Here is a 14,288-nt window from a genome sequence, read left to right as displayed (position 1 = left end):
CCCCCGTGGCGCAAGCACCGCGCGCTGCCTCGGGTTTTGACGACATGGATGACGACATCCCGTTTTAAAAACCAACGCTTCAGCCCAAAAAAATGCCTGCCAACTTCATGTCGGCAGGCATTTTTGTTGGGCAACGAACACCTGACATGAACCGGCACGGCGGCAAAAGCCATTCAAGCCATTGGCCACATTGCACCAAGCATCGCATCAATATTGATAGCTGCTTGCGCTTATGCAGTAAGGTCTATAGGCCATTTTCTTTAACATTCTCAGGCCGACGGGTCCACCGCCGCGATCACCCCGCCGCCCAGGCACACCTCGCCGTCGTACAGCACGGCGCTTTGCCCCGGCGTAACGGCCCACTGCGCCTCGGGAAACTCCAGGCGAAAGTCCGCACCCACCGCGCTCACCACGGTGCAGGCCGCATCCTGCTGGCGGTAGCGTGTCTTGGCGGCGTACTGGCCCGGCGCGGGCGCATGGCCCGCGCACCAGCTGGCATCCTGGGCATCGAGCCCATGCGACAGCAGCCAAGGGTGGTCATGGCCCTGCACCACCCGCAGCACGTTTTTCTCGAGATCCTTGCGCGCCACAAACCACGGCGCGTGTTCGCCCACGCCGCGCTGGCCCCGGTCCAGCGCCGCCTTCAGCTCGGCACCCTTGGCCTTCACCCCGCCAATGCCCAGGCCCTGCCGCTGGCCCAGCGTGTAGAAACTCAGCCCCACATGCTTGCCCAGCGTGCGCCCCCGGTCGTCCTGGATGGGGCCCGGCGCGTGGCTGATGTAGCGGTTCAAAAACTCACGAAACGGCCGCTCGCCAATAAAGCAAATGCCGGTGGAATCTTTCTTCTTGGCGTTGGGCAGGCCAATTTCTTCGGCAATGCGGCGCACCTCGGTCTTGTGCAGCTCGCCCACCGGGAACAGCGTTTTGGACAGCTGCGCCTGGTTCAGGCGGTGCAAAAAATAGCTCTGGTCCTTGCCCGGGTCCAGCCCCTTGAGCAGCTCGAACAGGCCCGTGGCAGCGTTCTGGCGCACCCGCGCATAGTGACCGGTGGCAATCTTCTCAGCGCCCAGACGCATGGCGTGGTCGAGAAAGGCCTTGAACTTGATCTCGGCATTGCACAGCACATCGGGGTTGGGCGTGCGCCCGGCCTGGTACTCGCGCAAAAACTCGGCGAACACGCGGTCCTTGTAGTCGGCGGCGAAGTTGACATGTTCAATCTCGATGCCGATGACATCGGCCACGGCGGCGGCATCCACGAAGTCGATGTTGGACGAGCAGTACTCGCTGTCGTCGTCATCTTCCCAGTTCTTCATGAAGATGCCGACCACCTCGTGGCCTTGTTGTTTCAATAGGTGGGCGGTGACGGCGGAATCCACTCCGCCCGAGAGGCCGACGACGATGCGGTGTTTGGTATGGGCAGTCATTGCCTCGATTGTATTTTTTTGCACTGGTCGCCTTGCGCGGGTTGCAGAACGCGTAGCGACGCGCGGGGCATGCACCCGGTAGTGCTAAGGATCGGCCGCTCGGGCCATGACCGGTCATTGGCAGGCCTGTCGTGACCGTCGGGGCAAGGCTGAGAGCAGCCAGTCCCGTGCAACCGCTTTATGACCGCTGTCGGTCCTACAGCGGCTTTTCACTAAGGCGGCCATCATGACCCTGCCTCGTTACGCGCACAGCAAGAAGTGACACAATGCGAGCGTTTGAACAAACCATGAGAAATCTCGCCCGATCTGGCGGGGACGGACAGGACCGAAGTGATGGGAACTATTAGTGAGGCCTTCCGTTTCGTCGACCTCTTCGCTGGGCTGGGTGGCTTCCACGTCGCCCTCGATGAATTGGAGGGACGTGGCGTGTTCGCTGCTGAGTGGGAGCCCACGCTGAGGGCCCTTTACAAGGTCAATTTCGGTATCGACGCTTGGGGTGACCTCAACGACCTGAGCAGCGACGAAATCATCGCCCGGAGCGTGCCCGATCACCACGTCCTTACCGCGGGTTTCCCGTGTCAACCGTTCTCGAAAGCAGGAGACCAACTGGGCTTCAAGGACACAAATCAGGGCAATCTCTTCTTCAAGGTGCACGACATCCTGCGCGTCAAACGGCCGCTACACTTCATCTTGGAGAACGTGCCCAACATCCTCAAGCACGACGGCGGCCGCACCAGGGCCACGATCATCCGCTTGCTGGAGGAGCTTGGCTACTCCGTCGAAGTAAAGCACTTCTCACCCCACGAGTTCGGCATTCCACAGGTGCGAGACCGCGCCTACTTCGTAGGTTCACTCGAGGGTTTCGATCATTTTGAGTGGCCGGCGAAGCACAAGAATCCCACCGAAATCCACCGGGTACTGCGCCACGAAGCGCATTCCAAGCGCGCCATCCCGGAACAAACGCTGCGAGCCATCGACATGTGGGGCGACTTCCTGCGCCGCTCGCCGGCCGCGCTGAAGCTACCTTCCTTTCCGATCTGGGCGATGGAGTTCGGGGCAACTTACCCTTACGAAGACGAAACTCCATCAGGAGTTTGGGCTCGCAGACCTGTGTGGGGTCTTCGCCAGATGGGTTTCAAGGGGAGCTTCGGCCAATCCCTCGAGTGCACGGTCGACGAGCAAATCACGAGGATACCGAGCCATGCCAACCGCGCAGGCGATTTCCACTTCCCACAGTGGAAGCGGACTTTCATCAGACAGAACCGTGAGTTCTACCAAGCCAACCGGTCCTGGATTGATCCCTGGCTAGAACGGTGGCGCCCGCAAGACTTTCCCTCCAGCTTCCAGAAGCTGGAGTGGAACGCACAGGGTGAAGAGCGCGACATCGACAACTTCGTTCTGCAGGTGCGTGCGTCTGGGCTGCGGGTCAAGCGTCCCACGACCTCTCCAAGTCTCATCGCCTTCACGGAAACCCAAGTGCCCATCCTCGGTGCTAACCTGACCGGTAAACGTCGATATATGACTCCAGTTGAGTGCGCTGAACTTCAGTGTCTTGGCGGCATCCAGTTGCCTGCGTCCGACATCGATGCGTATAAGGCCCTCGGCAACGCAGTTAACGCCCACGTCGTCAAGGCGATCGCAGAACGATTACTTTGCAAGCTCATCCGTCCTACTTCGATTATCAACTCTCACCTCAAACCGCTGAGGGCTACTGCATGACCGACCACATCGAAGACGAAGACGATTTTGACGAGGAGGATCCGCGGATCCAATTGCTGGAGAGCCTTGCCGACGGCATGGCAACTCTTTCTGAGGTTTCAGACACGCCCGACGGGGTGCCCCCAGTATCTTCAATGTTCAGCAGCGGTGACGTCGACTTTTCTTCTGACGCATGGATGAATCAACTGGTCGAGATCCAGGGTTGGCTGAGCCTCAGCAAGGATCTTCCGCTCACGGGGGGCAAATCCTTCCTTCAGGCGCTTATCTCTGAGTTCGAGCTCGATCCCGCCGACTTGCTCGCCCCAGGGACAGCGTACCCGCCGCTGAGTCTCCGCGCGCTGGAACGTCTCAACGAGCGCGTGGATACCGCCGGGCGGTTGCAGATCGACTTTCTCGAAGAACTTGAGACCAAGGGCACCAGTCGTGCTTCGGCCACCCAGTCATGGGCTGACGCGTGGGCGGAAATTGACGCGGGTGAGGGGGCGGTTAGTCCGGAACCGGTCACAGCAAAAGCCGACGTCTGGCCGATCTTCCAACTCACCAAGAAGCCGCCGAACCTAACGCCTTCCTACCAGCGCGGAGACGTCTGGTGTAATGGTGATCGGCAGTCCCTAATAGAGTCCATCCTTCGGGGCGTCCCCCTGCCCTCCATCATCCTGCTCCGCAGCAAACCATCCATTCCGCACGAGGTCGTCGACGGCAAGCAGAGGCTCACGGCCATCCTCCGATTCGTGGGCAAGCACCCTGTCGCCAAACAGAAAGTTGCGGAGGTCGCTGCCCGACACAGCAGCAAGAAGTTCAACAACCATGGGCGGCTCGACGACCAAGGCGACCAGACCCTGGCTGATCTGTTCAACAACGACTATCCGGCCTTTCGTCTTGCGTGGAAGGCGCTAGAAGGTCACGCACTCAAAGCCGAGCATGAGAATGAGTACTACTTTCCGTTCAAGCTGCGCACAACCGGAGACGGCGGGCTGGTCGGTCGCAACCTTGAACCTCTCCGCGGTAAGTATTACACGCAAATCAAGCGTCACGAGATCAACGTCGCTAGCCAGCAGCTAGACGTTGAGGAACTGTTTGAAGGCGTCGTGGAGTACAAGATCCCCGTCATTGAGTACACCCAGGCCTCTCAGGCTCAGATTCATGAGGTTTTCCGCCTTTACAACAAACAGGGTGTGCACCTGAACGCGGAAGAGATCCGTAACGCGGTCTACCATGAGGTCGAACTCACCCGCGCAACGCTCGCAGCGGCCGGCGACGCCGACCCAAACACTGATGTCGCCAAAATTGCCAAGTCGCTAGCCGACATCGAGAATCTTGGTCGCCTCGGCCAGGCACTGAAGAACTACGGCTTCGGCGACACGCGATACAAGCGCACTAAGGTTCTGGCATGGGTCATCTCGGTCTTGGTGCATGACACCGCTGGAAGGGATCTGGCATCGACCAGCCGTAACATCGACCAATTGCTGATAGCGGTTCAGAAGAACCCGTCCCATCCGCTTGCCAAGTCCTCGACCTTGACCAGACTGTTCTCGCTGCTGCTGCACGCCGTGGAACTCCACTCATCGCACGATGAGTTGTGGTCTGAGCAATTCATGGACGGGGGCAAGGGCGCTAAGTGGCAGGAACTCCAGCTTGTGGGTTCCCTCGTAGGTATGACCATGGCCTTGGCGGCCTCGCCTGACGACATCAAGGACCGCATTGAGGCGAATGGTGATGCCATCCGCACGGCGAGCGAGAAATCGGCTGACTGGAAGCGCCCCAATAAGACGCAGACCAGGACCCAGTGGGACTACATCGCCAAGATCAGCAAAAATCTCCTCGAACTACTGGGCATCGACCCTGCTCAAGCTGCTCAAGCTGTACGGCAGCAGTTCGGATCATCCGGGTACGATTCGTTGCAGCGGATGCTCATTAAGCCGAAGAGTTGAGAGCTGTGCCGGGAAGAGCCCCACTCGTCGAGCATGTCTACTTCAATCCGCCCGCTCCTCAGCAGGCGGACTCATGGTGGGCCCGCTACAAGGCTCAGCTCACAGGCCTGACCGACACGGCGCGTGCCTCAGTTGAAGCAGACTCCCGCTACATTCTTCGGTGCGGAGTCCTGGCGGCCGACACCGCGAAATCCGAAGAATGGTCCTCCCGCCGATCACGCACCGGACTCGTCATGGGTTCGGTTCAGTCTGGCAAGACCGCTTCCATGCTGGGTGTCTCAGCCCTGGCCATCGACGGCGGCGTTGACATCATCATCGTACTCGCCGGGACGCGTCTCTCCCTTTGGCGCCAGACCTACGAGAGACTGGTGCAACAATTGGACTCGGGAAAGGATGACGTACAGAAGATCAAGCGCCGCCTGCTGTGCCCACTGCCGGGCATCGCACTGTCAGACCAGACGCACCCGCTGGCAACCACCTATCGCCTGCCACCGGCTCAGGTTCGACAACGTCTAAGTCAGGGTAAGCCTGTGATCATCGTGGCGATGAAGCAGACCGATCATCTGCACGCCTTGGCAGCAAGCCTCCGCGCAAATGTCTTCAGCGTGGTCAAGGAGTTGGGTCGCACGGCCCACATGCTTCTACTGGATGACGAGGCCGACGACGGCTCGATCCTCGATGCCGTTGTTGAGTCCTCGCAGGACCCCATCTACGGCAGGCTGAAGCAGATCCCGCGTGCGATCGCCAACCTTTGGGACCCTCCCCAAGGTTCTCCTGACAACCTGTTCTCGACCTACATCGCCTACACGGCGACACCCCAGGCGAATCACCTTCAGGAGGACCACAACCCCCTGGCGCCGCGCGACTTCATGATTGCACTTCGCACTCCGCTCGATGTCGGCCATCCGGTAGACACTACCGACCCCGGCAATCTCAACGCACCTCGCTCATCTACGTACCCCGAGCCGGCCGGGATCCGCTCCTACTACACCGGCGGTGAGGTCTTCTACCGTCGTGGGGGGGAGGGCGGCCTGTGTGTGCCCACGACCAAATCCGCTCAACAGGACATCGCCGATGCCGTTCGGGCCTTCCTGGTGGCGGGCGCCATCCGCCTGCACCGCTCCGGCAAGCTCGGCCCAGCGTCCGCCATAACAGCCCAGTTTGACACCGAGGACGAAGCCCTTGCCAGCGTGACTTCGCCGCACTCAATGCTCTACCACCCTTCAGCGGCAATTCTGGATCACTTCCGGGGCGCTGAGGACATCCTGCTCTGGGCGGGGATCGAGGACCGGGCGACGACTCGGAAGCTTCTCGACGCACGCGACGCCAGGCTCCCCGACACCTTAGTGAACGACCTGCAGGCGGATCCCGCCCCGTGGGCGCAATGGCTCGACAAGTACGTTGCCTCCGCCCGAGCAATCGAAGACGAGTTCGACACCCTGCCGCCGAAGAGCTTCCCTGCCTGGCAGACCGTCGAAACCCTGCTCGTTAACGAGATAATCCCGGGGACTAGGGTCGCCGTGGTCAACAGTGACCCTAACGCCGACGATCGCCCTGCCTACGCACCGAGCCAGGACCCGGGAACCGGAAGGTGGAGCGCCGCACGCGACCTCAGCACGATTTTTGTCTCAGGGAACGTAATGGCACGGGGACTGACGCTGGAAGGGATGACCACGGCGTTGTTTCAGCGTTCGTCGGCTAACCCGCTGGCCGACACCCAAATGCAGATGCAGCGCTGGTTCGGATACCGCGGGTCCTATATTGAGCTGTGCCGCGTATTCGCCTCCAGCGACCAACTCGCCCTCTTCCGCGCGTATCACGATGTCGACGAAGCTGTTCGCGCCGCAATCACCGAGCGCATGATGAGCGGCGCCCCTGACCCGACTGTCCTGCAAGGCTTAAACTTCGAGGCCACTGGCAAGATCGCGGGCGTCGGCAACTTTCCCCTGTCTCCAGGAGCTCGCCCCTTCGTCACAGTCATCAACGACGGCCAGCAGGCGGATCCCAATGCAGACGTCGTGGCGGACCTCTTCGCTCGACCATCCAGCGATGTCACTGTCGCCAACGTGCTGCGAGGCCGGATCTTGAACGTGCCACTCGAACTTACCGAGGCCGCAGAACTTTTGGACCGCCTCACTTTCTCCGACTACCAGCCCGGGAGCGAGAGTTTCCAAGCGGACATCTGGAACCGCGTCCAAGCCCGAGCACACGCAGTCGCCCCACTACCGGATCCGCCGTTCTACCGCCCGCCCGTGAGGGACGGAAAGGGGGGTGTACCCAAGCGTGCCTGCCCCTATGCCATCGCCGCCTATCTTCGACTCTGGTTGGCGAGCCTCACTCGCCCGATCACGGGGCTCTTTGTCACCGGCCACCCCGGCGACCTGTGGTCCTACGCCGACCTCGGTCGAAAGACCGTTGGGCAGCCACGGTTCTGGGTCGGCATTCGTTACGGAGATGGTGCCGCTGTGTCCAACAGTTCGCTGGCACGGCTCCCGTTCAACATCTACGCCACCCGTAAAAGTGTGGCCGGAGGCGAACTCAAGACGACATGGGGAGCCAGCGACCCCATCGCTGGCCCGGGCCAGTTTCGCGGCGACGTCTACTTCGACTACTACCATCGCAACCTTGCTGTTCCGATGAGCAGCGACACGGCTTGGCGACCCAGCGGCTCCGACGGTCAGATCCTCTTTTACGTCAATCAACATCCGGGCGACCTGTACCCCACGGTCGCAGTCGGAGTTTGCTTGCCTGCGGGAGGTCCCGAGCAGTTCGCCGCTACCCGTGCTGGGGCGGCCACCGTGACAAGGAGCCTTCCATGACCAGCTACGAAGAAGTTCTCGAGCAGATCAACGCCGTGCCGGCGGGTCTCACCGGAAATGACAGAACCATCAATTGGTTGACCGACGCGCAAGTGGTCGGTGTCGCCCGGAACAGTCGCGGACACCTGGAACTTTTCCTTGCAGGTGAGCAGCTCAAGCCCCGGACTAGCACCGTGAAGTACGCGATTCACTACCACTCGTGGCACCGTGACACCCAACCGCCGCTGAGCGCAAACCGCATCCTATTACCTGCTCTGGGACACTTCGATCAGGTTGGCGCATTCATTGCCGCCGAACTATTGCGCGAGAAAGCTGACGCCAATATGGAGCGCGCTTTCGCCGTCATCGAGCCCCTGATCGAACTCGCCATCAAGCGTCTGGAGATAGCCGAGAGCGCCATCCTCGGACTTGTCGGGGAACTGCTCCTTCTCGACGCTCTCTGCCGCCGCGCAGATGATAGGCACGTCGGGCCGGTCGTCCAGGCATGGGATGGCTGGCGCCGCTCAGCAAGGGACCTCACGTGGGAGGGCACGGGCGTGGAGATAAAGACCACAACTCGCACTACCTCAAGTCACGCCGTTCGTGGCGTGCACCAGATCGAGCCTGCCGCTGCCACTGATGACGGCCCTGGGGAATCGCGCCTGCTCCTCGTAAGCATCGGTCTGCGACAGACAGATCCCAACGTGCCTGCCTTGTCGATCCCATCCCTGGTGGAGAGCATCGTCGCGCGACTCACCGTGAGCGGAGCTGGCGGCTTGGTCGACGAGTTTCTTAAACGCGTAGCCATGTACGGCTCGGAGTCGGGTATCGGATACGAGCATGCCACTATGGCCAACGAGGCTCCGTTCACAACCCCATTTAGCTTGACCTTCATCCGGGGCTACGACATGGCAGACCCAGCCGTCGAGGTGCTGCGGCGCGATGACGTGCTCGCCCACCAGCATGTGGACGCCCAGTCGCTCAGCTTCCGCGTGGATCTTCCCGCGACGATAACCTTGAACAACCCCATCGCGGGTGTCCGACGCGTCGCGGAGGCAATCCTGGGCCTGAATAGTTAGGAGCGCTCTGCGCAAAGCGCTGAAAGGTATTCCAGTGCCCGGTCATGTAGCCCACCTACCGCCTCTCCTAGGCAACGCACAACGCTTCTCTGGCGCTGGTCGTAGAGGCGTTGAGCGGCTCCGGAGAGCCCGATCAAAGCGCGGTGCAATTAGTCGGAAGGACTCGGCTGGCTCTTCGCGACGAACTGCTTTGCCCTCCAAACCCGTCGCCCGTAATTTGGTTGCGATCGACTGCTCCCGCTGCTGAGCGAGCATCAGCCGGATTTCCTCGAAGGACCGTAATGAGCCCAGAGCTGCCACCCCTGCGGCAGAGTGCACAGCTCAGTTCAAATTCGACGCAAGTTTTCGCCACCAAAACACTGGCGAATTTCCCCCAAGGAACCTGACTCCGGCGCTGTAGACCATGGGTCGCTTGGCACACTGTGCGACCATCGCCCTATGGAACTGCGCCAACTCCGCTACTTCGTCCGCATCGTCGAACTCGGCTCCATGGGCCGGGCGGCGATCGACCTCAACATGGTGCAGTCGGCGCTGAGCCAGCAGATCAGCCGCCTGGAGGGCGAGCTCAGCACCCGGCTGCTGCAGCGCACGGCCAAGGGCGCGGTGCCCACCGAGGCGGGGTTGGCGTTTTTTCGCGAGGCGCAACTGGCGCTGCGCCATGCCGACCAGGCCGCGCGGGCGGCGCAGCAGGCGCGGCTGACGGGCAGTGTGAGCGTGGGCTTGTCGCCCACCACGGCGTCGGTGCTGGGCGTGCCGCTGATGCGCGCCATGCACGAGCGCTACCCCGATGTGCGCCTGCACATGGTGGGCAGCCTGTCGGGGCACCTGTCGACCATGCTCAACGCGCGCCAGCTCGACCTGGCCGTGCTGTTTGACACCCAGCCCGCGCGCCGCTGGAGCGTGCTGCCGCTGCTGGAAGAGCGCCTGTTTTTGATCCGCTCGGCGCAGCAGCCACTGCCAGCGGGCAAGGTGGCGCTGGCGCAGCTGGGCGACGAGCCGCTGATTTTGCCCACCGGCCCGCACGGCCTGCGCAGCCGGCTGGATGCCGCCTTTGCCCAGGCGCGCGTGGCGCCGCGCATGGCCATGGAAATTGATTCGCTGGCGCTGCTGATGGATGCGGTGGACATGGGCCTGGGCAGCACCATCCAGCCCTGGGCGGCGGTGGGCCGCTACCCCGACGCGGCGCAGCGCTTTGTGCTGGCCGAAATCGAAGATGGCCCGGCCTACCGGCCCGCTGCGCTGTGCAGTCTGTCGGACGACGAGCTTTCACCCGCCGCGCTGGCCGCGCGCGTGGTGCTGGGCGACTGCGTGCGCGAGCTGGTGCAGTCGGGCCGGTGGATTGGGGCACGTTTGACTACCCCCTGAGGCGCTGCGCGCCTTCCCCCTTAAGGGGGACGCCGCCAGCGCGGCGGGACGGCCCTTGCGCGGCGGCCGCTGGCCTGGGCCGCGCCCTGTCGAACGGATGTTGTCGGGCGCAAGCAAACTGGCATGAGCCGGCTTGGCGGCCAGCCCATCACGATTTGTAATGGGGCCATGCCGGCGCAACCCCTGCGCAAGCGGGGGCATTCTTTCTACATTCAAGCTTCCATGAAAGAAGAGAACTGCCCATGAGCCCCGACGTCCTGGTGATTGGCGGTGGCAACGCCGCCCTGTGCGCCGCGCTGATGGCGCGCGAGGCCGGTGCCAGCGTGCTGCTGCTTGAATCGGCCCCGCGCGCCTGGCGCGGCGGCAACTCTGCCCACACGCGCAACCTGCGCTGCATGCACGATGCGCCGCAGGATGTGCTGGTTGAGGCCTACCCCGAAGAAGAGTATTGGCAAGACCTGCTCAAGGTGACGGGCGGCCTGACCAATGAGCACCTGGCGCGCCTCGTGATCCGCGCATCCAGCAGTTGCCGCGACTGGATGCGCAGCCACGGCGTGCACTTTCAGCCGCCGCTGTCGGGTGCGCTGCATGTGGCGCGCACCAATGCCTTCTTCATGGGCGGCGGCAAGGCGCTGGTCAACGCCTACTACCGCAGCGCAGAAAAGCTCGGCGTGCAGATCCGCTATGAAGCGCCCGTAGACCGCATCGAGATCGAGAACGGCCGTTTCGTGGCCGCGCACTGCACCGTGAACGGCAAGCCCGAGCGCATCACCGCCAAAACCTGCGTGCTGGCTGCCGGCGGCTTTGAATCGAACCGCGAATGGTTGCGCGAAGCCTGGGGCCAGAACGAGCGTGGCGAGTGGCCTGCCGACAACTTTTTGATCCGTGGCACGGCCTACAACAAGGGCGTGCTGCTGCGCCATCTGCTCGAAGACCATGGCGCCGACCGCATTGGCGATCCGACGCAGGCGCACATGGTGGCCATCGACGCGCGCGCGCCGCTGTACGACGGCGGCATCTGCACGCGCATTGACTGCGTGTCGCTGGGCGTGGTGGTCAACCGCAACGGCGAGCGCTTTTACGACGAGGGCGAGGACTTTTGGCCCAAGCGCTACGCCATCTGGGGCCGCCTGGTGGCGCAGCAGCCGGGACAGATTGGCTATTCGATCATCGACAGCAAGGCCATCGGCCGCTTCATGCCGCCGGTGTTTCCGGGCGTGAAGGCCGACAGCCTGCCCGAGCTGGCGCAAAATCTGGGCCTGCCGGTGGACACCTTTATGCGCACGCTCGATGCCTACAACGCCGCCTGCCGCGTGGGCACCTTCGACCACACCGCACTGGACGACTGCCACACCGAAGGCGTCACGCCCGCCAAGACGCACTGGGCGCGGCCCATCGACACCGGGCCGTTCTACGGCTACGCGCTCAAGCCCGGCGTCACCTTCACGTATCTGGGCCTGCACACCGACGACACGGCCGCCGTGCGCTTTAACAACCAGCCCAGCGACAACTTGTTCGTGGCGGGCGAAATGATGGCCGGCAACGTGCTTGGCAAGGGCTACACCGCCGGGGTGGGCATGAGCATTGGCACGGCGTTTGGCCGCATTGCCGGTACGCAGGCGGCGCAAGCAGCTTTACAGTCAAACAAGCCTCCAGCACGCATCCAGCAAGCGCAAGCAGCTACAAAAACAGGAGTACATGATGCAAACGCTTGAAGCCCTGACGCGCGACGCCAAAGCGCTGGCCAATGGCGACATCGTGCTGTCGGCCCCCGAGTCTGAAGTGGCCCGCCAGCTGCAGATCTGCAATGCCTGCCGCTACTGCGAAGGCTTTTGCGCCGTGTTTCCGGCCATGACGCGGCGGCTGGAGTTTGGCAAGGCCGACATCCACTTTCTGGCCAACCTGTGCCACAACTGCGGCGCCTGCCTGCACGCCTGCCAATACGCGCCGCCGCACGAGTTTGCGGTCAACGTGCCGCAGGCCATGGCCCAGGTGCGCGGGCAAACCTATGCCGACTACGCCTGGCCGCCCGCGCTGGGCCAGCTCTACCAGCGCCAGGGGCTCACGCTGTCGCTGGCGCTGGCCGCAGGGCTGGCGCTGTTCCTGGTGCTGGCTGTTGCGCTTGGCGGCGCAGGCGTGGGCGCCCTGTGGGGCACGCCGGTGGGCGGCTTCTACGGCATCTTCCCGCACAACCTGCTGGTGGGCCTGTTTGCGCCGGTGTTCCTGTTTGCCACGCTGGCGCTAGCGCTGGGCGTGCGCCGCTTCTGGCGCGACGTGACGCCCGCCACCAGCGGCGCGCCGCTGTCCACGCCCGCCGCCGCCGAGGCCACCGACGCCGTGCTGCGCCTCAAATACCTGGACGGCGGCCACGGCGACGGCTGCCACAACGAGGACGACGCCTACACCCTGTCGCGCCGGCGCTTTCACCACCTCACGTTCTACGGCTTCATGCTGTGCTTTGCCGCCACCAGCGTGGCCACGGTGTACCACTATGCCTTCGGCTGGGCAGCCCCCTACGACCTGCCCAGCCTGCCCAAATTGCTGGGCGCGGTGGGCGGCGTGGCCCTGGCGCTGGGCACGGCCGGCCTGTGGCGGCTGAACCTGCGCCGCCACCCGCTGCATGGCGATGCTGCGCAAAAGCCCATGGATCGCGCCTTCATCGCCCTGCTGTTCCTTACTGCCACCAGCGGCCTGGCCCTGTGGGCGGCACGCGGCACCGCTGGCCTGCCGCTGCTGCTGTGCCTGCACCTGGGCGCAGTGATGGCGCTGTTTGCCACGCTGCCCTACGGCAAGTTTGCGCACGGCATCTTCCGCACCGCTTCGCTGCTGCGCCACGCGGTGGAAAAGCGCCAGCCCAACCCCATCGGGCTCGGTTCCGACTGATCCCCCACATCCTTGCACCCCCACACAACCCACGAGAAGGAGACCCCATGAACCACAAGCGAACCCTGCTGCAATGCGCCCTGGCGCTGGCAGCCTTGCCCCTGGCTGTCGGCGCCGCGGCGCAAGACTTTCCGCCCAAGAAGCCAGTGACGCTGGTGGTGGGCTTTGCTGCGGGTGGCGCGGCCGACGCAGCGGCGCGGCTGATTGCCAAGAAGCTGGGCGAGAACATCGGCCAGTCGGTGGTGGTGGACAACAAGGGCGGCGCGGGCGGCAACATCGCCCACCAGTTCGTGGCCAATGCGGCGGCCGATGGCACCGTGCTGCTGTTCGGCTCGGTGGGGCCGCTCACCATTGCGCCGCACTTGATGAAGCTGCCCTACGACCCGTTCAAGGACCTGGCCCCGGTGTCGGGCGGCGTGAACTTTCCGAACGTGCTGGTGGTGCACAAGGGCGCAGGCGTGAAGACGCTGGCCGAGTTTGTGCAACTGTCCAAGAAGAAGCCGGGCAGCGTGGAGTTTGCGTCCACCGGCGCGGGCTCCGCATCGCACCTGGCGGGTGAGTTGTTCAACCAGCGCGCGGGCATCGACATGACCCACATCCCCTACAAGGGCGGCGCGCCTGCGCTGCAGGACTTGCTGGGCGAGCGCGTGACCTCGTACTTTGCCGCGCCCCCCACGGCCATGCCGCATGTGGAAGCGGGCAAGCTGATCCCGCTGGCCACCACCGGCCTCACACGCCCTGCGTACCTGCCTAACATCCCGACGGTGGCAGAGTCCGGCTTTCCTGGCTTTGAGGCGCTGAACTGGTACGCCTTTGTGGCCCCCGGCAAGACCCCTGCACCGCTGCTGGACCGCTGGAACCAGGAAATCGTCAAGGTGCTGAACGACCCTGGCGTGAAAGAAGCGCTGAACAAGCACGGCCTCAGCCCCCAGCCCACCACGCGGGCTGAGCTGATGGCGTTCATGAAGAAGGAATCGACCCAGTGGGCCGCCATCATCAAGGAGCGCAAGCTCACGGCGGACTGACTTCGGCACGCCAACCCGACGAGGCCACAGCGGCCTCGCAGCAACCCAGAAGCCTGTCGGACTT

At 63.3% G+C, this 14,288-nt stretch carries 9 protein-coding genes and 1 pseudogene; 9 read left to right on the top strand and 1 reads right to left on the bottom strand.

Features of this window, described 5'->3' with window-relative positions:
- A pseudogene (locus DTW89_RS19980) lies at positions 1-68 on the top strand (single-stranded DNA-binding protein); the annotation flags it as partial.
- A 201-nt stretch (positions 69-269) separates the two neighbouring features.
- Here DTW89_RS19980 and mnmA read toward each other — a convergent pair.
- On the bottom strand, positions 270-1,424 hold the full coding sequence (mnmA, locus tag DTW89_RS11735) for a tRNA 2-thiouridine(34) synthase MnmA (protein WP_114656080.1): 1,155 nt from the start codon (positions 1,422-1,424) through the stop codon (positions 270-272).
- 333 nt (positions 1,425-1,757) lie between these two features.
- Between mnmA and DTW89_RS11730 the strand changes: the two genes are divergently transcribed.
- The 8 genes from DTW89_RS11730 to DTW89_RS11695 all read left to right on the top strand — a co-directional run bounded on the left by DTW89_RS11730 (position 1,758) and on the right by DTW89_RS11695 (position 14,224).
- Positions 1,758-3,143 carry a DNA cytosine methyltransferase gene (locus tag DTW89_RS11730; RefSeq protein ID WP_114656079.1) on the top strand — a complete coding sequence of 462 codons (1,386 nt, stop codon included), beginning with the start codon at positions 1,758-1,760 and terminating at the stop codon, positions 3,141-3,143.
- Positions 3,140-5,074: a GmrSD restriction endonuclease domain-containing protein gene (locus tag DTW89_RS11725; protein ID WP_114656078.1), complete on the top strand. Its 1,935-nt coding sequence runs from the start codon at positions 3,140-3,142 to the stop codon at positions 5,072-5,074. The genes DTW89_RS11730 and DTW89_RS11725 overlap by 4 nt, the downstream gene beginning before the upstream one ends.
- Before the next feature lie 233 nt (positions 5,075-5,307).
- The gene (locus tag DTW89_RS11720; protein WP_236637123.1) at positions 5,308-7,893 is read left to right on the top strand and encodes a Z1 domain-containing protein; all 2,586 of its coding nucleotides are present in this window, start codon (positions 5,308-5,310) and stop codon (positions 7,891-7,893) included.
- Positions 7,890-8,951: a PD-(D/E)XK motif protein gene (locus tag DTW89_RS11715; protein WP_114656076.1), complete on the top strand. Its 1,062-nt coding sequence runs from the start codon at positions 7,890-7,892 to the stop codon at positions 8,949-8,951. The genes DTW89_RS11720 and DTW89_RS11715 overlap by 4 nt, the downstream gene beginning before the upstream one ends.
- 438 nt (positions 8,952-9,389) lie before the next feature.
- On the top strand, positions 9,390-10,316 hold the full coding sequence (locus DTW89_RS11710; RefSeq protein WP_114656075.1) for a LysR family transcriptional regulator: 927 nt from the start codon (positions 9,390-9,392) through the stop codon (positions 10,314-10,316).
- A 242-nt stretch (positions 10,317-10,558) separates the two neighbouring features.
- Positions 10,559-12,031, top strand: a complete 1,473-nt coding sequence (tcuA, locus tag DTW89_RS11705; RefSeq protein ID WP_114656074.1) for an FAD-dependent tricarballylate dehydrogenase TcuA — start codon at positions 10,559-10,561, stop codon at positions 12,029-12,031.
- Positions 12,018-13,199: a tricarballylate utilization 4Fe-4S protein TcuB gene (gene tcuB / locus DTW89_RS11700; RefSeq protein ID WP_114656081.1), complete on the top strand. Its 1,182-nt coding sequence runs from the start codon at positions 12,018-12,020 to the stop codon at positions 13,197-13,199. The genes tcuA and tcuB overlap by 14 nt, the downstream gene beginning before the upstream one ends.
- Positions 13,200-13,246: 47 nt before the next feature.
- On the top strand, positions 13,247-14,224 hold the full coding sequence (locus DTW89_RS11695; protein ID WP_114656073.1) for a Bug family tripartite tricarboxylate transporter substrate binding protein: 978 nt from the start codon (positions 13,247-13,249) through the stop codon (positions 14,222-14,224).
- The last annotated feature ends 64 nt before the right edge of the window (positions 14,225-14,288 follow it).

Origin of the sequence: Acidovorax sp. BoFeN1, from assembly GCF_003345135.1 — a bacterium.
Lineage (GTDB): Bacteria > Pseudomonadota > Gammaproteobacteria > Burkholderiales > Burkholderiaceae_C > Acidovorax > Acidovorax defluvii.
The sequence above is the reverse complement of the archived record's forward strand: the minus strand, read 5'-3'. Positions and strand labels throughout refer to the sequence as shown.

Coding starts and splice junctions, on each gene's coding strand:
- tcuB (WP_114656081.1), top strand. CDS start 12,018: ATGCAAACGCTTGAAGCCCTGACGCGCGACGCCAAAGCGCTGGCCAAT.
- mnmA (WP_114656080.1), bottom strand. CDS start 1,424: ATGACTGCCCATACCAAACACCGCATCGTCGTCGGCCTCTCGGGCGGA.
- DTW89_RS11695 (WP_114656073.1), top strand. CDS start 13,247: ATGAACCACAAGCGAACCCTGCTGCAATGCGCCCTGGCGCTGGCAGCC.
- DTW89_RS11715 (WP_114656076.1), top strand. CDS start 7,890: ATGACCAGCTACGAAGAAGTTCTCGAGCAGATCAACGCCGTGCCGGCG.
- DTW89_RS11725 (WP_114656078.1), top strand. CDS start 3,140: ATGACCGACCACATCGAAGACGAAGACGATTTTGACGAGGAGGATCCG.
- tcuA (WP_114656074.1), top strand. CDS start 10,559: ATGAGCCCCGACGTCCTGGTGATTGGCGGTGGCAACGCCGCCCTGTGC.
- DTW89_RS11720 (WP_236637123.1), top strand. CDS start 5,308: ATGGGTTCGGTTCAGTCTGGCAAGACCGCTTCCATGCTGGGTGTCTCA.
- DTW89_RS11710 (WP_114656075.1), top strand. CDS start 9,390: ATGGAACTGCGCCAACTCCGCTACTTCGTCCGCATCGTCGAACTCGGC.
- DTW89_RS11730 (WP_114656079.1), top strand. CDS start 1,758: ATGGGAACTATTAGTGAGGCCTTCCGTTTCGTCGACCTCTTCGCTGGG.